This window comes from Mannheimia haemolytica, assembly GCA_900638155.1.
Lineage (GTDB): Bacteria > Pseudomonadota > Gammaproteobacteria > Enterobacterales > Pasteurellaceae > Mannheimia > Mannheimia glucosida.
In genome coordinates this window covers 1516839-1538749 of sequence record LR134495.1, presented here as the reverse complement: position 1 = coordinate 1538749, position 21911 = coordinate 1516839, and the positions used below count along the sequence as shown (strand labels likewise).

At 40.1% G+C, this 21911-nt stretch carries 17 protein-coding genes and 2 tRNA genes; 10 read left to right on the top strand and 9 right to left on the bottom strand.

Annotation, left to right across the window (positions count from 1 at the left end; all coding sequences use genetic code 11):
* Positions 1-160 precede the first annotated feature (160 nt).
* The 3 genes from lpdA (at position 161) to EL242_RS07520 (ending at position 1960) form a co-directional block, all read left to right on the top strand.
* A complete protein-coding gene (lpdA, locus tag EL242_RS07530; protein ID WP_040080875.1) occupies positions 161-1585 on the top strand; it encodes a dihydrolipoyl dehydrogenase in 1425 nt (474 codons plus the stop codon).
* 210 nt (positions 1586-1795) lie between these two features.
* Positions 1796-1871, top strand: a tRNA-Gly gene (locus EL242_RS07525).
* Positions 1872-1886: 15 nt separating this feature from the next.
* Positions 1887-1960, top strand: a tRNA-Cys gene (locus EL242_RS07520).
* A gap of 3 nt (positions 1961-1963) precedes the next feature.
* Here EL242_RS07520 and priC read toward each other — a convergent pair.
* Positions 1964-2482, bottom strand: coding sequence for a primosomal replication protein PriC (priC, locus tag EL242_RS07515; RefSeq protein WP_126302143.1), 519 nt, complete (start codon positions 2480-2482; stop codon positions 1964-1966).
* A gap of 504 nt (positions 2483-2986) precedes the next feature.
* Here priC and EL242_RS07510 point away from each other — a divergent pair.
* Complete coding sequence (locus tag EL242_RS07510; protein WP_126302142.1) at positions 2987-4051, top strand: porin; 1065 nt, start codon at positions 2987-2989, stop codon at positions 4049-4051.
* A 152-nt stretch (positions 4052-4203) separates the two neighbouring features.
* On the opposite strand, the gene glmU is transcribed toward EL242_RS07510, so the two are convergent.
* Positions 4204-5568 carry a bifunctional UDP-N-acetylglucosamine diphosphorylase/glucosamine-1-phosphate N-acetyltransferase GlmU gene (glmU, locus tag EL242_RS07505; RefSeq protein WP_126302141.1) on the bottom strand — a complete coding sequence of 455 codons (1365 nt, stop codon included), beginning with the start codon at positions 5566-5568 and terminating at the stop codon, positions 4204-4206.
* A 345-nt stretch (positions 5569-5913) separates the two neighbouring features.
* Here glmU and rlmE point away from each other — a divergent pair, with 345 nt between their 5' ends.
* The 4 genes from rlmE (at position 5914) to aroA (ending at position 11243) form a co-directional block, all read left to right on the top strand.
* Positions 5914-6540 (top strand): 23S rRNA (uridine(2552)-2'-O)-methyltransferase RlmE, encoded by a 627-nt coding sequence (gene rlmE / locus EL242_RS07500; RefSeq protein WP_126302140.1) that lies wholly within the window; start codon positions 5914-5916, stop codon positions 6538-6540.
* 120 nt (positions 6541-6660) lie between these two features.
* Complete coding sequence (ftsH, locus tag EL242_RS07495) at positions 6661-8607, top strand: ATP-dependent zinc metalloprotease FtsH (protein ID WP_126302139.1); 1947 nt, start codon at positions 6661-6663, stop codon at positions 8605-8607.
* A gap of 198 nt (positions 8608-8805) precedes the next feature.
* Positions 8806-9900 carry a histidinol-phosphate transaminase gene (gene hisC / locus EL242_RS07490; protein WP_126302138.1) on the top strand — a complete coding sequence of 365 codons (1095 nt, stop codon included), beginning with the start codon at positions 8806-8808 and terminating at the stop codon, positions 9898-9900.
* A 44-nt stretch (positions 9901-9944) separates the two neighbouring features.
* Positions 9945-11243 (top strand): 3-phosphoshikimate 1-carboxyvinyltransferase, encoded by a 1299-nt coding sequence (gene aroA / locus EL242_RS07485; protein ID WP_126302137.1) that lies wholly within the window; start codon positions 9945-9947, stop codon positions 11241-11243.
* Between the two features lie 50 nt (positions 11244-11293).
* On the opposite strand, the gene EL242_RS07480 is transcribed toward aroA, so the two are convergent.
* The 3 genes from EL242_RS07480 to EL242_RS07470 are packed head-to-tail and all read right to left on the bottom strand — an operon-like array spanning position 11294 to position 13916.
* The gene (locus EL242_RS07480) at positions 11294-11905 is read right to left on the bottom strand and encodes a TIGR04211 family SH3 domain-containing protein (protein ID WP_126302136.1); all 612 of its coding nucleotides are present in this window, start codon (positions 11903-11905) and stop codon (positions 11294-11296) included.
* A 51-nt stretch (positions 11906-11956) separates the two neighbouring features.
* Complete coding sequence (locus EL242_RS07475) at positions 11957-13225, bottom strand: inorganic phosphate transporter (protein ID WP_126302135.1); 1269 nt, start codon at positions 13223-13225, stop codon at positions 11957-11959.
* 10 nt (positions 13226-13235) lie between these two features.
* Complete coding sequence (locus EL242_RS07470) at positions 13236-13916, bottom strand: TIGR00153 family protein (RefSeq protein WP_126302134.1); 681 nt, start codon at positions 13914-13916, stop codon at positions 13236-13238.
* 334 nt (positions 13917-14250) lie between these two features.
* Here EL242_RS07470 and serC point away from each other — a divergent pair, with 334 nt between their 5' ends.
* Positions 14251-15333 carry a 3-phosphoserine/phosphohydroxythreonine transaminase gene (gene serC / locus EL242_RS07465; protein WP_126302133.1) on the top strand — a complete coding sequence of 361 codons (1083 nt, stop codon included), beginning with the start codon at positions 14251-14253 and terminating at the stop codon, positions 15331-15333.
* 56 nt (positions 15334-15389) lie between these two features.
* On the opposite strand, the gene EL242_RS07460 is transcribed toward serC, so the two are convergent.
* Positions 15390-16367 (bottom strand): calcium/sodium antiporter, encoded by a 978-nt coding sequence (locus EL242_RS07460; RefSeq protein WP_126302132.1) that lies wholly within the window; start codon positions 16365-16367, stop codon positions 15390-15392.
* A gap of 111 nt (positions 16368-16478) precedes the next feature.
* Between EL242_RS07460 and glnD the strand changes: the two genes are divergently transcribed.
* Positions 16479-19043 carry a bifunctional uridylyltransferase/uridylyl-removing protein GlnD gene (gene glnD / locus EL242_RS07455; protein ID WP_126302131.1) on the top strand — a complete coding sequence of 855 codons (2565 nt, stop codon included), beginning with the start codon at positions 16479-16481 and terminating at the stop codon, positions 19041-19043.
* 176 nt (positions 19044-19219) lie between these two features.
* Here glnD and EL242_RS07450 read toward each other — a convergent pair whose 3' ends face one another.
* Genes EL242_RS07450 through EL242_RS07440 form a run of 3 tightly spaced genes read right to left on the bottom strand, consistent with a single transcriptional unit; the run spans position 19220 to position 21897 of the window.
* A complete protein-coding gene (locus tag EL242_RS07450; protein WP_126302130.1) occupies positions 19220-19978 on the bottom strand; it encodes an ABC transporter ATP-binding protein in 759 nt (252 codons plus the stop codon).
* 19 nt (positions 19979-19997) lie between these two features.
* Positions 19998-20876 carry an iron chelate uptake ABC transporter family permease subunit gene (locus EL242_RS07445; protein ID WP_172595375.1) on the bottom strand — a complete coding sequence of 293 codons (879 nt, stop codon included), beginning with the start codon at positions 20874-20876 and terminating at the stop codon, positions 19998-20000.
* Positions 20877-20928: 52 nt separating this feature from the next.
* On the bottom strand, positions 20929-21897 hold the full coding sequence (locus tag EL242_RS07440; RefSeq protein WP_126302128.1) for an ABC transporter permease: 969 nt from the start codon (positions 21895-21897) through the stop codon (positions 20929-20931).
* Between the last annotated feature and the right edge of the window lie 14 nt (positions 21898-21911).

Below are 21911 nucleotides of genomic sequence, written 5' to 3'. Positions count from 1 at the left end.
AGAGGGGTAGGGGGAGATTTGATAGACGTAATTTACGAAGAAAATAAATTATTTGGTAGAAATTTGTGTTTGACTGATTGCTCTCTCACTTCGCTTTATATTCTGCCAAATCTCCCCTACCCCCTCTTTGCTAAAGAGGGGAATAAAAAGAGGAAAAACCATGAGCAAAGAAATTAAAACCCAAGTTGTTGTGCTTGGTGCAGGTCCAGCAGGTTACTCAGCAGCATTCCGTTGTGCCGACTTAGGCTTAGAAACAGTAATTGTTGAACGTTATTCAACCTTAGGTGGTGTGTGCTTAAACGTGGGTTGTATCCCTTCTAAAGCACTATTACACGTTGCAAAAGTAATTGAAGAAGCTAAAAATGCAGTACACAACGGTGTGACTTTTGGTGAGCCAACCATTGATTTAGATCAGGTGCGTGCTGGTAAAGAAGCCGTTGTTTCAAAATTAACCGGTGGCTTGGCAGGAATGGCTAAAGCACGTAAAGTGACAGTGGTAGAAGGCTTAGCCGCATTTACCGGTCCGAATACGTTAGTCGCTCGTGATCGTGACGGTAATCCGACAACTATCACGTTTGATAATGCGATTATCGCAGCAGGCTCTCGCCCGATTCAACTGCCATTTATTCCACACGAAGATCCACGTGTTTGGGATTCAACCGATGCGCTTAAGTTAAAAGAAGTACCGAAAAAACTCCTTATTATGGGTGGTGGTATCATTGGTTTAGAAATGGGAACTGTATATAACGCGCTTGGTTCAGAAGTGGAAGTGGTTGAAATGTTCGACCAAGTGATTCCTGCTGCAGATAAAGATGTTGTAGCGATTTACACCAAACAAATCGAGAAAAAATTCAAGCTAATGCTTGAAACCAAAGTAACCGCAGTAGAAGCTAAAGATGACGGTATCTATGTATCAATGGAAGGTAAGGCTTGCAACGATACTAAACGTTATGATGCGGTATTAGTCGCTATCGGACGTGTGCCAAACGGTAAATTAATTGATGCCGGTAAAGCTGGAGTGGAAGTAGATGAGCGTGGCTTTATTCGTGTAGATAAACAAATGCGTACCAATGTGCCGCACATCTTTGCTATTGGTGATATTGTCGGCCAGCCGATGTTAGCTCACAAAGGTGTACACGAGGGACACGTAGCAGCAGAAGTGATTGCAGGAATGAAACATTACTTTGACCCGAAAGTCATTCCATCAATTGCTTATACCGAGCCGGAAGTAGCTTGGGTTGGTAAAACCGAGAAAGAATGTAAGCAAGAAGGCTTGAACTACGAAGTAGCGAAATTCCCTTGGGCTGCTTCAGGTCGTGCGATTGCCTCTGAATGTTCAGAAGGTATGACCAAGTTAATCTTCGACAAAGACACTCACCGTGTATTAGGTGGTGCGATTGTTGGTAGCAATGGTGGCGAATTATTAGGCGAAATCGGACTTGCAATCGAAATGGGTTGCGATGCTGAAGATATCGCATTAACTATTCACGCCCACCCAACATTACACGAATCGGTGGGATTAGCAGCAGAAGTATTTGAAGGTTCGATTACAGACTTACCAAATGCGAAAGCGAAAAAACGTTAATCAGATTATTTAATATCTAAAAAAACAAGCGGTTGAGTTTTGCGAAATTTTTGTAAAAATCAACCGCTTGATTATTTTTAAAACTAAACTATTGAATAGTGAGTTTTTTTTCAGCATTTGAATCTAGAATGTTAAATTTAGCATTGACATAAAATGATAAATCCGTAAAATGCACCTCGTTCCACAGCGCAATGTTGTGAGAATTCAGATGCGGGAATAGCTCAGTTGGTAGAGCACGACCTTGCCAAGGTCGGGGTCGCGAGTTCGAGCCTCGTTTCCCGCTCCAATTTTCAAATCTTATGGCGTGTTAGCAAAGCGGTTATGCACTGGATTGCAAATCCATGTAGCTCGGTTCGACTCCGGGACACGCCTCCATAACTATTTAAATAGCAACTCTTGTTCTAAATCTTCAATTGCTTTTAAACATTTCATTTTGCGATATTCTGTCTCTGTAATTTGATTTTGCAGGGTTTGTTTAGTTGCTTCATTTTGCGTGTTTAAATTTTGTTCAACTAGCCAGCTAATTTTCTCATTTAATGCACGTAACGCTTTACGGTATTCTTGTAAGCGTTTGTTGGGCGCTAAACGATGAATATTTGGAGAAAATTGATAGGAAGAATGGAATTGAGCTGATTCTGGCTTACTTTGGATTTTTTCTACGGCATTCTTTAATGCATCAAATTGTTTAACCAATTTTTCAGCGTAAAATTCACTGTATAGCACCTCAGTTTGGTTCAGTAATAGCTCAACTGTTTTTTCAATTTCAGCAATGAACACACTCACCAAACCGGTTTGCTGTGAGAAATAGGGTGAATTCAGAAAAATATTATCCGTTGAAAATACGCTTAATTCAGAGAGGTTTTGTTTTATTTGGGCGATAAAAAGTTTTTTTTGCATGGTTGATGTTATCAATAAAGAAAATTTAAGTGAATTTTATTTCATATAACTTCTATTTTAAAGCAAAACACCTTGCGTACAAGTGGTTGATTTTTACTAATTTCTTACAATTTGTGTGTGAAAAACAGGCAAAAAAGAAATTAAATATCAAAAATGTGAACTATGTCACAAAATAAATGAACTTTCTGATAAGTTTGAACTATATCAAATTAAATATAAAAAACGCTTATTTATCAATGTGTTATGTACTTCATTTTTTCTGCTAAAAATGAGCAAAATTTCTCCAAATGAAATGCTATGAATGTAATCTATTGATTTTAAAAGAAAAAATGGTGTCTTTGTTTTGGAGTTTGAACTATTGACATTGAGTTTTCTTTTTGCAATTATTCTTGCGAAAACAATGTTAGGCGTATTTGCTAATACATTGTATCTTGGATAATTACTCTTACACCTTAATGAGGGTAATTACTTATCATATAACATATAAAATCTAAGGTGAAAATTATGAAAAAAACATTAGTTGCATTAGCAGTAACCGCGTTCGCAGCGTCAGCATCAGCAACCACCGTTTACGATGCAGAAGGTTCAAAGGTAGATTTTGATGGTTCTTTACGTATTGTTCTTGATAGAACTAATTCTAAAGAGCTAGACAATCATAATGTTGTTAAAACTAAAAAAGATGCACACACAGGAATCCGTAATGCTGGTTCACGTTTTGGTGTGAGAGTAAAACATGATTTAGCTCAAGATTTCTATGCATTAGGTCGTGTTGAGTTCCGTTTTAACAAAAATACCAGTGATGATGGTTTTGGTGATTTATATACTAAACGTGCTTATGTTGGTTTAGGTAGTAAGCAATATGGTGAATTAACTTTTGGTCGTCAATTAACGATTGCTGATGATTTAAGTCAATCAGTAGATTACAACTACGGTATTAATCCAAAAGGTGATTATATTCAAACCGATGGTAACCAAGTTATTCGTTATGACTACCGTGGTGTTGAAAACTTACATGTAAGTGCAAACTATAACTTTGCACAAGATCGTGATGCAGCTGGTGAAGTATTAGTAAATTCACTTCAAAATGCATACGGCATTGGTGCATTATATACTGTAGATAACTGGGATTTACGTGCAGCTTATGGTCATACAAACTACAAAACAGCTACTGATAGCACTAAGCACCGTAAAGATGGTGTATTAGGTTCTGTTGGTTATAAATTTGGTGACTTAAAATTAAGTGTTGACTCTGGCTATCGTCATGAAAAAGTAGAAAATGAGAAAGGAAATGCTTTCTATGTATCTCCAAACTTTGAATACCAAGTAGTACCAGCATCTAAAGTATATGGTAACTACCTATATGAGCGTGAAAAAGTGAAAAACGTAAGTAAAGAAAAAACTCATGGCTTCTTACTAGGTGTTGACTACCAATTCCATAAACAAGTAGTTGCTTTTGTTGAGGGTTCTTATACTCGTACTAAGGGTTACAATAAAGTAACTAATGGTTATGAATACACAGGCAAATCAACTAACAAAGCTATCGGTGTTGGTATGCGTGTATACTGGTAATCAATTGATTTCCTAAATTGATAAACCCCTAACAATATTTATTGTTAGGGGTTTTGTTTTAAATATATTGTTCATTATCCTTTTTAAAGTGTATGGCTTTGCTGTTATTGGCAAAGCCAATTTTTAAATATAATAACTTTTGACCACAGGCATTATTTCTTTTTAGTCGGGCGTTGCCAGCCTTGAATGTGGCGTTGTGGCACACGGCTAATCACCAGTTCATTTTCTGCAACGTCTTTGGTAACGGTTGCTCCGGCACCAATGGTTGAGCCACTGGCAATAGTAACCGGGGCAATGAGTTGGCTGTCTGAGCCGACAAATACATTATCGCCGATAATGGTTTTGAATTTATTCGCACCATCATAGTTACAAGTTATGACACCTGCACCGATGTTACACTCTTTGCCGATTTCTGCATCACCGACATAAGTGAGATGATTTATTTTTGAACCTTTGCCGATGGCCGCTTTTTTGATTTCCACAAAGTTACCGATATGGGTTTCTTCCGCTAATTCAGCCCCAGGGCGTAAGCGAGAGAATGGACCGATAGCGGATTTTGCCCCGACAATCGAATCTTCAAGCACAGAATATGGTTTAATTTCAACATTATCGCCAATTTCGCAGTTTTTCAGTACGCAACCTGCACCAATTTTGACATTGTTACCGAGTTTGATGTCACCTTCTAGAATGACATTCACATCAATATGAACATCTTTTCCGTGGGTGACCGTGCCACGAAGATCAAAACGGCTTGGGTCGATAATAGTCACGCCTGCCAATAACAGTTTTTCAGCCTCACGTTTTTGGTAGAAACGTTCAAGTGCGGCAAGTTGCAAACGGTTGTTTGCTCCTTCCACTTCCATAAATTCGGTAGCTTGAACCGCCTGTACTTTAAAACCTTCTTGGTTTGCCATTGCGATTACATCAGTGATGTAATATTCGCCTTGAGCATTGTTGTTATTTAGGTTTTTCAGCCATTTTTTGAAACTTGCTCCGCTTGCGACCATCACGCCGGTATTTACTTCTTTAACCTTGAGTTGTGCTTCATTAGCATCTTTTTGCTCCACAATTGCCACTACAGAGCCGTTTTCACGAATAATTCGTCCGTAGCCGGTCGGGTTTTCCAATTCAACGGTTAATAACGCAATACCATTTTCCGGTTTAGCTGCGATTAAACGTTCTAAGGTAGCTTTTGTGATTAAAGGTGCATCACCATAAAGCATTACAATGTTTTCATCATCAGCGAAAAAAGGAGCAGCTTGTTGCATTGCGTGACCTGTGCCTAATTGCTCGGCTTGGAACACCCAGTTTACCGGCTCTTCGCTTAAACGTGCTTTTAATAAGTCTGCACCGTGTCCGTAAATTAAATGAATTTGCTGGGCATCTAGCTGTTTGGCAGTATCAATAACGTGTTTTACCATGGGTTTACCGGCAACTGGGTGTAACACTTTGGGTAAATCTGAATACATACGAGTGCCTTTACCGGCAGCTAAAATAACAACGCTCAGTTGAGTCATATAGAATCCTTATTTGACTAAATAGATGAAGGCTTATAGTAACGTGTAAATTGCTATAAGTGATATTTTTGTAATATTTTAACCTTTTTATAAGTGGATTTCATCGACAAGCAAAAGAAATTTGTCTGTTTGTTACCTTTTTCTATTATGTCGATTCTTATCTTGTGGAAAACTGGTATAAATAGGTAGCACTTATTTGTGCTATCTCTCTACAATAGTGTATATCTTTGCTAAAATATTAAATTAATTAAGCATAATAAGCCGAGCTAAATTTTAGAACATCTCTTGAATTTGCTAATTTAACCCTTATTATAAATCGTTGAATTAATTAAGATAGAAGAACAAATGGGTAGAAAACGAAGTGCGAGTTCATCACGTTGGCTTGCAGAACATTTTAAAGATCAATTTGTGCAAAAAGCACATAAACAAAAATTGCGTTCACGGGCGTATTTTAAGTTAGATGAAATTCAACAAACCGACCGTTTATTCAAACCGGGAATGACGGTGGTGGATCTCGGTGCCGCACCGGGCGGTTGGTCACAATATGTGGTGACGCAAATCGGCAGTAAGGGCAGAGTAATCGCTTGTGATATTTTAGATATGAACCCGATTGTAGGCGTGGATTTCTTACAAGGCGACTTCCGTGAAAAATCGGTGCTGAATGCGTTACTTGAGCGAGTAGGCGAAGACAAAGTGGATGTGGTGATGTCGGATATGGCTCCCAATTTCAGCGGTATGCCGTCGGTTGATATTCCTCGTGCAATGTATTTAGTGGAATTGGCATTGGATATGTGTCGCCAAGTATTAGCAACCAAAGGCAGTTTTGTGGTTAAGGTATTCCAAGGCGAAGGATTTGATGAATACCTTCGAGAAATCCGCTCGCTCTTTAGTGTGGTAAAAGTCAGAAAACCGGAGGCGTCTCGAGATCGGTCTCGAGAAGTTTATATTGTAGCGACAGGTTATAAAGGCTAGAAAACAAGCAGGCGGTCATTTTTTATTAACATTTTGCAAAAAAATTGGAAAATTCGACCGCTTTTATAGTAATCTTGAACAGTTTTTTATTCAGCAGATAGGGGATTAACCTTGAACGATATGGTTAAAAATATTTTACTTTGGGTAGTGGTTGCCATTGTGATGATGACGGCCTATGAAGGCTTTAACGCTAATTTCAGCGGAAGCTCAAACACAGTGCCATATTCGACTTTTTTAAGCGATATTAAAGAAAATCGCTTAAAAGGGGTCGATTTCAAACAGAATGACGACACTATTTTGGTTACCAAAAATGACGGTGCAACCTACCAAACCGTAATGCCAATGTATGATGAATACTTAATGGCAGATTTAGCTAAAACCAATGCGGTAATTACCGGTCAGCCTGCGGAACGCCGTGGCTTACTCTCGCAAATTCTGATTTCTTGGTTCCCGATGTTGCTGTTAATTGGCTTTTATGTGTTCTATATGCGACAAATGCAAGGCGGTGGCGGACGCGGTGCAATGGGCTTTGGCAAAAGCAAAGCCAAAATGCTCACTGCCGATGAAGTCAAAACCCGATTCTCTGATGTTGCCGGCTGTGATGAGGCAAAAGAAGAAGTGGGCGAAGTGGTTGAGTTTTTGCGTGACCCAAGCAAATTCCAAAAACTGGGCGGACGTATTCCGAAAGGGATCTTGATGGTAGGTCCTCCGGGTACAGGTAAAACCTTATTAGCGAAAGCCATTGCCGGTGAAGCGAGAGTGCCGTTCTTTACAATGGCAGGTTCGGACTTCGTGGAAATGTTCGTCGGTGTTGGTGCGTCACGCGTGCGTGATTTATTCGACCAAGCCAAGAAAAATGCCCCTTGTATTATTTTTATTGATGAAATTGATGCAGTGGGACGTAAACGTGGCGGTGCAGGTTTTAGCGGCGGACACGATGAGCGTGAACAGACCCTCAACCAAATGCTAGTTGAGATGGACGGTTTTGAAGGTTCTGAAGGTGTGATTATTATTGCAGCAACCAACCGTGCCGATGTGTTAGATGATGCCTTAACTCGTCCAGGTCGTTTCGACCGCCAAGTAACAGTCGATTTACCGAACGTGAAAGGGCGTGAGCAGATTTTGAAAGTTCACCTGAAAAAAGTACCGCTTGCAGAAGGCGTTGATCCAATGCAAATTGCCCGTGGTACGCCGGGTTACTCTGGTGCTCAATTGGCAAACTTAGTGAACGAAGCTGCCTTATTTGCTGCCCGTAAAAATAAACGTGTGGTAACGATGGAAGATTTCGAAGAAGCCCGTGACAAGATCAATATGGGGCCTGAACGCCGTTCAAATACAATGACGGAAAAAGAGATCATCAACACCGCTTACCACGAAGCTGGACACGTGATTGTTGGTTATTTAATGCCGGAACACGATCCGCTAAATAAAGTGACGATTGTGCCTCGTGGTCAGGCATTAGGTTTTGCTCAATTCTTACCGGAAGGAGACCGTGTGAGTGAAACCTTTACTAAATTAGAAAGCCAACTTTCCACCCTATTTGCAGGGCGGATTGCCGAAGGCTTGATTTTTGGTGAAGATAAAATTACCACAGGGGCTTCGTCCGATATTCACCGAGCAACCCAAATTGCACGAGCAATGGTTACTCAATGGGGTTTCTCGAAAGAATTAGGGCCGATTTTCTATCAAAATGAAGATGGAATGGGGGCGATTAAAGGTGTATCTGAAGAGTCGCAAAAATTGATTGATGTGGAAATGCGTAAGATCATTGACCGCAACTATCAACGAGCGAAGCAAACGCTAGAAGAAAATATGGACATCTTACACGCAATGAAAGATGCCTTATTGAAATACGAAACCTTAGACAGCAAGCAAATTGATGATTTAATGGCACGCCGTCCGGTGGGTGAACCATCAGGTTGGAGCGATACCCCGACTAAAGATGACAATGCGACCCCACCAAGTGGAGAGCAGTCGGCAGATACTACATCGACGACCTTAGATGATAAGCCGACTAAGGATAATAATATTGGTGATTCCCTTGCAGATACACAAGCAGGAAACTAATCATAAGACTGAAACCGAGAACAATTTTGTTCTCGGTTTTTTTGTGTACAAGCGGTTGTTTTCTGCCGATTTTTTGCAAATGACAAAAGGATTAGATTGTACTTATTTCTTGCCATTTGTAACAAAATTTTTACTGGCAAAAAGGGACTTTCTCCACTAAAATCACTTGATATTTTAATAAGAACAACAGAGGTTATTATGCAATTTATCAACATCGCAAATGAGGGCGTGAAATCGCTTTCGCCTTACCAAGCCGGAAAGCCGATTGAGGAGTTAGAGCGTGAATTAGGGATTCAAAATATCATTAAACTAGCTTCGAATGAAAACCCGTTTGGTTTTCCTGAAAGTGCAAAAAAGGCGATTCTGAACCAGCTTGACGATTTAACCCGTTATCCGGATTCAAACGGTTTTGAATTAAAAACCACGATTGCCCAAAAATTTGGCGTACAAGCTAATCAAATCACCTTAGGCAATGGCTCAAATGATTTATTGGAACTGTTTGCCCACACCTTCGCTGGTGAGCAAGATGAAATTATCTATTCTCAGTATGCGTTTATTGTGTATCCGTTGGTGACGAAAGCGATTAATGCCGTTGCCCGTGAAATTCCGGCTAAAAATTGGGGACACGATTTAGATGCCTTTTTAGCTGCAATCACCGACAAAACTAAATTAATTTTTATTGCCAACCCGAATAATCCGACCGGTAATTTTTTAACCCAAGCGGAAATTGAGGGCTTTTTAGCCAAGGTGCCGGCGAATGTGATCGTGGTACTGGACGAAGCCTATACTGAGTTTACTGCGCCTCAAGAGCGGGTGGATTCGTTTGGCTTATTGGCAAAATACCCGAATTTAATTGTGTCACGTTCGCTCTCTAAGGCTTATGGTTTAGCAGGGCTTCGGATTGGCTATGCGGTGTCAAACCCTGAAATTGCAGATTTATTAAACCGTGTTCGCCAGCCATTTAATTGCAACAGCCTTGCTTTAGCTTCAGCGATTGCGGTGATGAATGATGATGAATTTGTCAAAAAAGTGGCAGAAAATAACCGCTTGGAAATGGCTCGTTATGAGGCTTTCTGCCAAGCAAACGGCTTGGAATATATTCCGTCTAAAGGTAATTTCATTACTATCGATTTCAAACGTCCTGCTGCTGCGATTTATGAGGCACTATTGCGTGAAGGCGTGATTGTTCGCCCGATAGCAGGTTATGGAATGCCGAATCATTTACGCATTAGTATCGGTTTACCGCAAGAAAACGAGAGATTTTTTACTGCCTTATTGAAAGTGTTAGCTTAACAAGCGGTTACCTTTTATGAAAATTTTACAAATTTAAAGAGAAAATGGAAAAACTAACTTTAACTCCGATTTCCCGTGTAGAAGGGGAGATCAATTTACCCGGCTCCAAAAGCCTGTCTAACCGAGCCTTATTATTAGCCGCCTTAGCCACCGGTACGACCCGTGTGACCAATTTATTAGATAGTGATGATATTCGCCATATGCTTAATGCTCTAAAAGCGTTAGGCGTGAAATATGAGCTATCGGAGGATAAAACCGTCTGCGTAGTTGAAGGGATTGGCGGAGCTTTTAAGGTTCAAAACGGATTATCATTGTTTCTCGGTAATGCAGGCACGGCAATGCGGCCGCTTGCAGCAGCATTGTGTTTAAAAGGTGAGGAAAAGGCTCAAGTCATTCTTACCGGTGAGCCAAGAATGAAAGAACGCCCGATTAAACACTTAGTCGATGCTTTACGCCAAGTCGGTGCTGAGGTGCAATACTTAGAAAATGAAGGTTATCCGCCGTTGGTAATTACTAATAGCGGTTTGCAGGGTGGAAAAGTACAAATTGATGGCTCAATTTCAAGCCAATTTCTAACCGCATTACTGATGTCTGCTCCACTAGCGGAAAGCGATATGGAAATTGAGATTATTGGTGATCTGGTATCAAAACCTTATATCGATATTACCCTTTCGATGATGAAAGATTTTGGTATTATGGTTGAAAATCGTGATTACAAAACCTTTTTAGTTAAAGGTAAACAAGGCTATGTTGCCCCACAAGGTAATTATTTGGTGGAAGGTGATGCCTCTTCTGCCTCTTATTTCTTAGCCGCCGGAGCGATTAAGGGCAATGTGAAAGTAACAGGGATTGGTAAAAAATCGATCCAAGGCGACCGCTTGTTTGCTGATGTGTTGGAAAAAATGGGGGCAAAAATCACTTGGGGAGAGGATTTCATTCAAGCCGAGCAAGCTCCGTTAAAAGGCGTAGATATGGATATGAACCATATTCCTGATGCCGCAATGACGATTGCAACAACCGCTTTATTTGCTGAAGGGGAAACCGTTATCCGCAATATTTATAACTGGCGGGTAAAAGAAACCGACCGTTTGAACGCAATGGCAACCGAATTGAGTAAAATCGGGGCGGTAATTGAAGAAGGGGAAGATTTTATTCGGATTCAACCGCTTGCGTTAGAACAATTTCAACACGCTGAAATTGAGACCTACAATGATCACCGTATGGCAATGTGTTTTTCGTTGATTGCGTTATCCAATACGGAAGTAACCATTCTAGATCCAAACTGTACGGCAAAAACGTTCCCAACTTACTTTAGTGAATTGGAAAAATTATCGGTTAGATAAAAGCAAAAAAGGATTCAGAAAACTGAATCCTTTTTACTTTCTACACTTTATTATGCCCAACCGCTATTGTTACGTCTGCGGCGAGGAATCAGTAATGGGATAATTAAGCCGAGTAATAACCCTGCTCCCAATACGGCACCACCATAAATAAACCACTGAATCACGATTTCACGTTTCTCGGAATCGTGCATTGTTTCTAAATCACGATTTTTGTTTTTCAGAATTTCCAGTTCACGTTTGAGTTGTGCGTTTTCTTCTACTAAATCACTGCTTTTTTGCACCGAATCTTGGGTTCTACGTTGCATTTCTGCGGTACGTTGTTGCCAGTCGGTGTCAATTTTGCTCAGGCGATTGGTTAAATCTTGCACCTGTTGTTTTAATTGAGGAATGAGGTCTTTCGGGCTGGCGGTCTCGCTTAATTCAGAATTCAGCACCCAACCTTCACGGTTACGGCTGTCTCGAATCAGGCTATAACGCTCTTTGCGGTCTAAAACCGTGACTTTTTCGCCTGCTTGGATTGCACCTGAAATACGGAATTGATCACCAGCACCTTTACGCATAAATGTACTCAGATTTTCAGTAATGTATGTATCTGCCGCAAAGGCTGGGCTAGATAGACCGAGTAAAAGACAAGAGAGTAGAGCTGATGATAATTTCTTCATATTGATTCCTCAAAGCTAGTAAGAATGCAGCGAGCTGCATTCTTATATTAATTAATAGAAAATAGCACTTAAAATATAGTAAATGATGATAGAAAGCACCGCTCCGGCAGGAAGGGTAATCACCCACGAAATGACGATATTGCGAATCACCCCTAAATTTAAAGCAGCAATACCGCGTGCGAATCCAACCCCTAACACCGCACCCACTAGGGTTTGGGTGGTTGAAATTGGAAGTCCTGTTCCAGAAGCAATTACAACGGTGACTGCACAGGCAAATTGAGCAGCAAAGCCACGGCTTGGGGTGAGTTCGGTAATCCCTGAACCTACGGTTGCCATTACAGCTTTGCCCATAACGGCTAAGCCAACCATCATACCTACTGCACCGAGTGGTAGAATCCAAGGGGCAATAGCGGTTTTTCCTTCAATTAGACCACCGCTACGCACAATAGATTCAACCGCAGCTAAAGGCCCGATGGCATTAGCTACATCATTTGAACCGTGAGCAAATGCCATAGCACAAGCAGTTAATAGCATTAAAATACTAAAAATTTTCTCTACACCGGCAAAGCCTCTACCTTCAGCACGCGCTTTCATCGCAAAACTTTTACTACGGAAGTAGAAAAAGCCGATTACCACCGCAACTAAGGCAAGAGCGAGTGAAATACCTAAGGTTTCCACCGTATTTAAATGTAATCCAACGTGTTTTAAACCCTTTGATACCGTTACAATCACTAGAATAAAAATAGTAATGCCCATATACATCGGGCCATATTTTTTCGCTTGTTTAAACGGATTTGAGCGGTTGAAAATTAATTTTTGTGAGTTAATAAAAATTAAATACGCTACAATACCGGCAATTAACGGCGTAATAAACCAGCTGCCAACAATACCGCCTAAAGCATCCCATTGAATAGCATCAGCACCGACAGTAACAAGGGCAAAACCGATAACCGCACCGATAATAGTATGCGTGCCTGAAACCGGCCAACCCATTTTGGTTGCCACAATTAACCACACGCCTGAAGCACAAAGTGAAGACATCATACCCAGCACTAAAGTATCCGGACGGTGTGTAAACTGGGCTGGCTCAATAATACCGCTTTTAATGGTATCTGCTACTTCACCACCGGCAAGGTAAGCTCCCGCTACTTCAAACACCATTGCAATTAAAATGGCTTGTTTAATCGTAATAGTACCGGAGCCGACTGATGTTCCCATTGCGTTAGATACATCGTTTGCCCCAATCCCGAATGCCATCAAAAAACCTAAAACAGCCGTCACAATCACCAAGATTGTGCCATATTGGTTGAGAAATTCCATTGATGATCTCCTAGGATTTTGCCAGCATCAGCTCAATACGAGAACCAATTCGTTGGGCTTGGTCGGCTAAAATACTGATACGTTCGATACATTTGTATAAAAACATCACATCAATAGGATTGAGTGTTTTTTCTAACTCAAGCAACGTATGACGTAGGGTAATTTGATATTGATCCGTATCATCTTCGATTTGGTCGAGTTCCATAATCATTTTATTGACGAAATCAAGCTCTCGCCCTCTAAAACCAGTTTCTAATAACTGATCCATTTCATCTAAAACTTTGCGTACTTGACGGCTGGCATCAATACTACGAGAAAGGAATTTTTGGAAAAGTGGCTGCATTTCGGCAGGAATAATTAATTTACGCCCAATAATGCGACCGGAAATATCTCTTGAATAGTTTGCTAATTTATCTAATTGTGTAACTAATTCTAATAAATCACTTCTTTCCACAGGCATAAATAGTCCACGCGGAAGTTTTAAGCGGATTTCACGTTTAAGGGCATCCGCGCGGCGTTCTAAATCAACAATTTTACCGCGCACTTCGGCTGCTTTTTCCCAATCATGTTCAAAAGTTGCCTCAAAAAAAGGTTCTAATAACTCACTACATTCTGTCACTTTATTTGAATGTTTTTGTAATGGCTTAAGTGGGGACTGGGCGAATAAACCTAAAATGTTATTCAATGCCATAAAATATCTCCATAGTGATAATGTTTATAATGACTTCTTACTGTAAAGTCTGGCGTATTTTACTTGATGTATTAGTAAAGATCACGAAATTAAATTATGTTTTTAGGGCAAGCGGTTTGTTTTAATAATTTTTTTGCAAAAAATGGAAGAAATTTATGCTTGTTTTTTTATTATTGCTTATTATCTTATTTGAGCGATCTTAAGAAAGAATATTATGCTTTTAAAAATAGCATCTTATGCAAGTTTGCCAAAATAATTTTTTCTGTTTTTATTCTACCATTACGCTTTTTTTCAGATAGAATACCATCAATATTATGACTATATGAGGTGAAAAATGACAGACGTATATAACTTCAGTGCAGGCCCGGCAATGATGCCGAAGAAAGTACTCGAAAAAGCACAACAGGAATTATTAAATTGGCTAGACCAAGGCACATCGGTGATGGAAGTGAGCCACCGTGGAAAGCTATTTATGGAGCTGGCGGCACAATCGGAGGCAGATTTACGCAAGCTGTATAATGTGCCGGACAATTATCGTATTCTATTTCTTCAAGGTGGTGCAAGGGGGCAATTTGCAGCCATTCCAATGAATTTAATCGGTAAAAAAGGCAAAGCGCTTTACCTTAATTCAGGGCATTGGTCGGCAACAGCAGCAAAAGAGGCACGTAACTTTGCGGAAATTGATGAAATCAATATTTTAGAGACTGAACCGCAACTTAAAGTGAGTCGTTTAGATTTCAGCGATATTGCAGAGCAATATGATTATGTCCATTATTGCACCAATGAAACCATCAGTGGGGTAGAAATTTTCGATATTCCAAATGTCGGAAACACCCCGTTAGTGGCAGATATGTCGTCTAATATCTTAGCCCGTGGGATTGATATCAGTAAATTTGGCGTGATTTATGCCGGAGCGCAAAAAAATCTAGGGCCTGCTGGCATTACGATTGTGATTATTCGTGATGATTTAATTGGCAATGCACGCAAAGATACCCCATCTATTTGGAATTATGCAACTCAGCGAGATGCTGATTCGATGATTAATACCCCGCCAACTTTCGCTTGGTATTTATGTTCTTTAGTGTTCCAACATTTACTGGCAGAGGGTGGTTTGAAAGCTACTGAAGAACGTAATCTTGCTAAAGCTACGTTGCTTTATGAGTATTTGGATAGTTCAACATTCTATTACAATACGGTAGCACATGAAAACCGTTCCTTAATGAATGTAACCTTTACCACGGGTAATGACGAGCTAAATGCAAAATTTGTGGCAGAAGCGACCGCTTGTGGTTTACAGGCCTTGAAAGGCCATAAAGTATTAGGTGGAATGCGTGCCTCAATTTATAACGCAATGCCGATTGATGGGGTAAAAGCACTCATTGAATTTATGAAGGCATTTGAACAACGTAATGCTTAATTCAAGCTTAAGCATATAAATTAAAGAGCCACGTTTGTGGCTCTTTGAATTTGGCACTAGACCGCAGTTTTAAACAAATAGAAATTATAGCCTACATAAGCGGCAAAGAGTAATAAGCCCTCTAACCGATTAATTCTGCCACCTTCTGTCCGACGATAGAGGTTGATCCCGAAAATGAATAATAAGAAGGTGAGAGCCGACATTATCAAGACATCGCGAGAAAACACTTCCGTTGAAACTTGCATTGGTTCTATAGCACCGGCAATTCCCACCACGGCTAACGTATTAAATAAGTTAGAACCGATAATGTTACCTAAAGCTAAATCCACTTCTCCTTTACGAGCAGCTGCAATAGAAGAGGCTAATTCAGGTAGTGAGGTGCCTACCGCTACAATAGTAAGCCCTATTACCAAATCACTGACGCCAAAAAATTTAGCCACTTCAACTGCTCCCCAGACTAAGAATTGGGAACTAATTACTAGCAATACTAAACCAATAATTAGCCAAAGAATGGATTTTCCTAATCCCATCTCAGCACTATTGGTTAATTCTGCATCAACATCTAAGCTTAATGCATCATTTTTACTTTTCATTGCGGTAATAATTGTCCACGCCATATATACAAAAAACACAGCAAGTAAAATAATCGCATCAAGTTGAGTGACGTTTGCATCATAAACCAAATAAGCAGAAAGCAGGGTGACAGCCATTAAAATCGGTAATTCTTTTTTTAACACATCAGAATTAACTGATAGCGGTTTAATTATTGCGGTTAAACCTAAAATCAGCGCAATATTGGTAATGTTAGAACCGTAGGCATTACCGAGAGCGATACCCGGCGATCCGCTTAATGCAGAAGAGGCAGATACGATCATCTCCGGTGCAGATGTACCAAAACCAATGACCACAATACCGATTAACAAGGGTGTCATACCAAAATGGCGAGCCGTAGATGCTGCCCCTTCCACAAAACGATCCGCACTCCAAACTAATATCATTAAGCCGCCGATAATAGCGGCAACAGCAAGTGTCATAAACTATCCTTTTAGATGAAAAACATAAAGGCATTATAAGCATTTTAGCCAAAATAAATATAGGCAAACGAAAATAAATGACCTATTATTTTGCCAGTTTAGGAAGAGATTATGATGAAAAACAGCAACGAATTAAAAACGCTTTTATCAGCATTTACGGAGCAACAGCGGCAAGCATTTCAATCCGAAAATGTACTCAGCTTACTTGCACAACGTAGCCAATTTTATGACCAACTATTGCAAGCACTTTGGCAAGATTTTGAACTGACCCAATATGAACATATTACCCTATTAGCGGTAGGGGGGTATGGGCGTGAGGAGATGTTTCCGCTTTCGGATCTGGATATCTTAGTGTTAACCGAAAAACCGCTAGAAGAGGCTATTCAGCAGCGTTTAAACGAACTATTTGCCTTGCTTTGGGACAGTAAACTGCAACTTGGCACCAGTGTGCGTACGCTCGAAGAATGTATTCAGATTGGGAAAGCAGAAATTTCGGTTGCCACTAATATGTTGGAAGGGCGATTTTTATTAGGTAATAAATCGCTTTGGCTAAGATTAAAAGAAGCACTTTATCAGCCGGATTTCTGGGATATTAAAGCGTTTTTTAGAGCGAAAATGGCTGAAAAAAATGAGCGTTATGCACGTTATCATAATACTAGCTATAACCTTGAGCCAGATCTCAAGCATAGCCCGGGAGGATTGCGAGATCTGCATTTAATCTCTTGGATTATGCTACGGCATTATGGTGTATCTTCTTTTGTCGATCTCCTCAATAAAGGGCTACTTTACCCGGAAGAATATAAGGAGCTGATCGCAGCACAAGCGGTACTTTTTCGGATGCGTTTTGCACTTCATTTGCAACTGAAACGTTACGATAATCGCCTTCGGTTTGACAGACAATTACAACTGAGTGAAATATTAGGCTACCAAGGCGAAGCAAATCAAGCGGTGGAATTAATGATGCGAGATTATTTTCAAGCCACAAAATCCATTTCGCAACTGAGCCAATTATTGTTAAACAGTTTTGAACAAGCCTATGTAAACGAGTTGCAAAAAAATGCACAAAAACAACCGCTTGATCAGTATTTTTATCGGCAAGAACAGCAATTATTTGTGGTCGAACGTAAAATATTTAAAACCCAACCCACAACAATGTTGGATCTCTTTTTTCATCTTACAAACGATCCTACGTTGATAGCGAATGCCGACACCTTACGTCAGTTGAGACTGTGTTTACAGCAACAACACGAGCCTATGTGCTTTTTGCCTGAAATGCGAGCGAAATTTGTACAGCTTTTTGCTCAACCGAAAGTCATAAGCCGAGCAATACTTCCAATGCACCAACTGGGTTTTTTGAGTGCTTATCTACCGCAATGGAAGGGGATCGAAGGACTAATGCAATTCGACCTATTCCATATTTATACAGTCGATGAGCATACGGTCAGAGTCATGTTAAATTTAGAAAATTTTAGCGAAGATCCAAGTCGGGCGTTTTTCCCACTATGTCATCAGCTATTTGCAACGCTTTCTGAGAAACCGTTGCTCTATCTTGCGGCTCTTTTCCACGATATTGGCAAGGGTAGAGAGGGCGAACACGCTCAAGTTGGTGCGGTGGATATGCGAGAATTTGCGGAACTACACGGTTTTTCTCAAGCACAAATCAATGATATGGTTTGGCTGGTGGCAGAGCATTTGACAATGTCGATCACCGCACAAAGACGAGATATCCACGATCCGCAAATCATCAGCGAATTTGCAAAAAAAGTGCAAAATCAGACCGCTTTATCTTCACTACTTTGTTTAACGGTTGCAGATATTTGTGCAACCAGTGAGAGCCTCTGGAATGATTGGAAAGCCTCGCTGTTTACCCAATTATATCAATTTACGCTACAGCAACTGGCTCAAAATTTGAATTATCAAGCAGTGGCACAAGAGCATCGCTTGCAAGCATTAGAACTGATGAAGTTCGTGCTTTCAGCTGATGAGCGAGTAGCATTAAACGCATTTTGGCAACCTTGCCCGGAGCGTTATTTTCTTCACCATACACCGACTCAGTTGGTATGGCACGCTCTGCATTATGTAAAAACTCGCCGGTTGCCGATGGTTTTAATCAGTAATGAATATGCCCGTGGTGGTACAGAAATTTTTGTATGTTGCCAAGATCAACCTCAACTGTTTGCTCGAATCGCCCAATTACTCAGCCAAAAACGCATTAGCATTCACGATGCACAAATTATTACTACTGAAAATGGCGTAGTATTAGACAGCTTTATTGTGAGCGAGCGTGATGGTGATGATTTAATCGATGAGAGATGTATGCAAATTCAGCAGGCGATGATGAAAATGTTAAGCTTAACTGAAACAGGCATAAAATTTACCAAAAAACCGGTGAAACATTTGTCATTTAAGCGTAAAACTCGGCTGCGTTTTCTTCCTCCGTCATCAAAGCAACAAACCGAATTTGAACTTTTTACCTTGGATAGAGAAGGGTTGTTGGCACAAATAGGCTATATTTTTAACCGGCTCCGATTAAATTTAATTAATGCGAAAATTACGACTATTGGTGAAAGGGTAGAGGATTTCTTTGTGGTCAGTAATGATCAAGGAAAAGCTTTATCGGAACAAGAACAGTTAGAACTAAAAGCCATTCTAATTACCGAACTAGATAGTGAATGAAAACAACCGCTTGGAGTGAAGACTGCAAGCGGTAAATTTTTCAACGTTTTAGGTAAATTAAATCACGAGTTAAGAGAGGTTGAGAATTCAAGAAATTAGAAACTAAATATAAGTTTCTATCGTTTAGATTAATAAATTAAGACGCAATTTTTATTAATTACCATGATCTTCAAACGTTAAATATGATGAATAACTAAAGGTTTGCCTTGGCATTCTAACACTTCGGCATCAAGATTAAACACTGTTTTTAAATTTTCAGTGGTGATAATCTCTTTTGGGGTGCCGATCATCTTAATTCCACCATCTTTCATTGCAATAATAGTATCTGCGTAAGCAGCAGCAATGTTGATGTCGTGTACCACCATTATAGTAGTTAAGGCGAGTTCATCGGTTAATTTTCGTAATAATTTCATTAATTCCCGAGCATGGAACATATCTAAATTATTCAGTGGTTCATCTAATAAGATATGATCGGTTTGCTGACAGAAGGTCATTGCAATTAATGCCCGCTGGCGTTGCCCTCCGGATAATTCATTTAAGAATCGGTGGGAGAAAGTCGATAAATCAAATCGTACCAGAGCTTCTTCTACAATGGCATTATCGTGCGAAGTGATTCTGCCTTGATGATGAGGGTAACGCCCAAATAACAGCAGATCTTTGACGGTAATACGGCTATGAATCACATTATCTTGGGTCAAGATAGCCAGTTGTCGAGCGATAGTTTGAGAAGCTGTGTTGGCTATATTCAGCTCATTTAAGTGGATTTCACCCTGTTGGATAGGTTGCAAGCGTGCAATTAAAGAGAGCAGGGTGGATTTGCCCGCACCATTTGCTCCGATTAAAGCGGTAATGCCGCCATTTGGAATGGTTAAATTGATATTATTCAGAATTTTTGCATTGCCGATTTTGTAGTGAAGATTTTTAACCGTTATCATTTTCTTCCTTAATTTATGGTTATTTTTTCCGTTTTAAGATGAGATAAATAAAGACTATACCGCCAATAAATTCAATAACGACACTCAGAACCCCTTGCATTTTCAGCACTTGCTCGAAGATTGCTTGCCCTAAAATTAAGGTGATGGCAGAGATTAAAAAAGTCATTGGCATTCGTACGCTATGGCAAACGGTCGGGCTAATGGCATTCACAATGGCACAAACAAGTAGCCCAAGAAATAGAATCGGGCCGACAAGTGCGGTTGAAACAGATACCAACAACCCACAACAGATTAGTAATTGACGTGAAAATTGATGATATTCTAATCCAAGCCCAATCGCCTTATCTTTGCCGAGTAACAAAATATCTAATTTATGCCGTTGTAACCAGATCCAAATGGCAGAGAGAAGGGCGATAATAGCACCAATCCAAAGTAATGAGGGGGTAGTCAGGTTAAATGAGGCAAAAGAAGAGCCTTGAGCAACGGCAAACTCTGTTGGGTCGATCATACGTTGCAACAAATTATTTAGGCTCCTAAATAAGACGCCAAAGATGACCCCAATTAAAATCATTCGGGTTAAATCGGATCTATTTTTATTCAGTGAGCTAAACAATAATATTGATGCTCCTAGCATTAACAAGGTTTCAAAGAAAAACTTATAGCTTGGGTCTAACTGAGTAAAGCCTAAACCGCCAAATAAAAATACTAACGAGGTTTGCAATAACAAGTAGAGCGAATCGAACCCCAAAATACTTGGGGTTAAAATAGGATTATGTGTGAGTGTTTGGAATAACAGGGTCGAAATACCAATCGTATAAGCAATAGTACAGAGCAAAATAAGCTTTTTGCCACGCAGTTGCAATATAAAGTCCCAATTACCTTTCGCATTATAGGTCATATAAAACAGAATGCTTGCTAATAAGATTAAGCTTAAAACTATAAAGCGTGATCTAACCACGAGCCTTCTCCTCAGCCCGTTTCCCTTTGAGCAATAAATAGAGGAAAATCACTGTCCCAATAATCCCAAAAATAGTAGAAATCGGCACTTCATAAGGGGCATTGATGGCTCGCCCTAAAATGTCACAAATCAGGACTAAATTCGCACCTAACACCACGACCGCAGGCAGATTTTTACGCAATCGGTCACCTGCTATGCGAGAGACAATATTAGGGACGACCAAGCCGATAAACGGAATCTGTCCAACCGTCACCACGACAATAGCGGTAATCATCGCCACCACAATTAAGGCAAGCCAAGTCATTTGTTTGTAGTTAATGCCTAAGTTGGTACTAATATTTTCACCAAGGCCTGCAATGGTTAATTGATCTGCCATCACATAAACCACAACAGCCAGAATAGCGGTAATCCAAAGCAGTTCATACCGACCTGCCAAAATACCGGAGAAATCCCCCGAAAACCAAATCGAAAGCACTTGTAGGCTGTCAGTTTCATAAGCAATAAAAGTGCTGATAGCTTCAATAACATTACCAAAAACGATCCCGATTAATGGCAGCATTAATTGTTGATGAGGCGGTAATTGGCGAATGAGTAACATAAAAAGCCCTATTCCCATTAATGCACTTAATGTCGCAATAGACATTTTCAACAGTAATGCTGATGTTGGGAAAAGTAAACTTGCAAGCAAAATACCAATCGCTGCACTTTGGCTGGCACCAATCATACTGGGTTCAATAAAACGGTTTTTCAGCACAATTTGTAGCACCATACCTGCAACAGCTAATGTTGCACCGACTAAGATCACCGCAAGCGTTCTTGGCAAACGGCTGATAAAAAAGATCTGACTTTGTTCGGAAGAATGAAAAATTTCACTCCAATGAAAATCTGCCACGCCCACACTGGCACTGATTGGAATGAGTAATATTAAAAGAAACAGATTTAATCTAAAAAAAGAGAACATAGCGATAAATAGCA

Bases quoted from the DNA above. Each gene is read 5' to 3' on its own strand.
- hisC (WP_126302138.1), top strand. From the start codon at position 8,806: ATGCAATTTATCAACATCGCAAATGAGGGCGTGAAATCGCTTTCGCCT.
- aroA (WP_126302137.1), top strand. From the start codon at position 9,945: ATGGAAAAACTAACTTTAACTCCGATTTCCCGTGTAGAAGGGGAGATC.
- serC (WP_126302133.1), top strand. From the start codon at position 14,251: ATGACAGACGTATATAACTTCAGTGCAGGCCCGGCAATGATGCCGAAG.
- EL242_RS07475 (WP_126302135.1), bottom strand. From the start codon at position 13,225: ATGGAATTTCTCAACCAATATGGCACAATCTTGGTGATTGTGACGGCT.
- glnD (WP_126302131.1), top strand. From the start codon at position 16,479: ATGATGAAAAACAGCAACGAATTAAAAACGCTTTTATCAGCATTTACG.
- EL242_RS07450 (WP_126302130.1), bottom strand. From the start codon at position 19,978: ATGATAACGGTTAAAAATCTTCACTACAAAATCGGCAATGCAAAAATT.
- EL242_RS07440 (WP_126302128.1), bottom strand. From the start codon at position 21,897: ATGTTCTCTTTTTTTAGATTAAATCTGTTTCTTTTAATATTACTCATT.
- EL242_RS07460 (WP_126302132.1), bottom strand. From the start codon at position 16,367: ATGACACTTGCTGTTGCCGCTATTATCGGCGGCTTAATGATATTAGTT.
- EL242_RS07510 (WP_126302142.1), top strand. From the start codon at position 2,987: ATGAAAAAAACATTAGTTGCATTAGCAGTAACCGCGTTCGCAGCGTCA.
- EL242_RS07445 (WP_172595375.1), bottom strand. From the start codon at position 20,876: ATGACCTATAATGCGAAAGGTAATTGGGACTTTATATTGCAACTGCGT.
- ftsH (WP_126302139.1), top strand. From the start codon at position 6,661: ATGGTTAAAAATATTTTACTTTGGGTAGTGGTTGCCATTGTGATGATG.
- EL242_RS07470 (WP_126302134.1), bottom strand. From the start codon at position 13,916: ATGGCATTGAATAACATTTTAGGTTTATTCGCCCAGTCCCCACTTAAG.
- rlmE (WP_126302140.1), top strand. From the start codon at position 5,914: ATGGGTAGAAAACGAAGTGCGAGTTCATCACGTTGGCTTGCAGAACAT.
- lpdA (WP_040080875.1), top strand. From the start codon at position 161: ATGAGCAAAGAAATTAAAACCCAAGTTGTTGTGCTTGGTGCAGGTCCA.
- EL242_RS07480 (WP_126302136.1), bottom strand. From the start codon at position 11,905: ATGAAGAAATTATCATCAGCTCTACTCTCTTGTCTTTTACTCGGTCTA.
- glmU (WP_126302141.1), bottom strand. From the start codon at position 5,568: ATGACTCAACTGAGCGTTGTTATTTTAGCTGCCGGTAAAGGCACTCGT.
- priC (WP_126302143.1), bottom strand. From the start codon at position 2,482: ATGCAAAAAAAACTTTTTATCGCCCAAATAAAACAAAACCTCTCTGAA.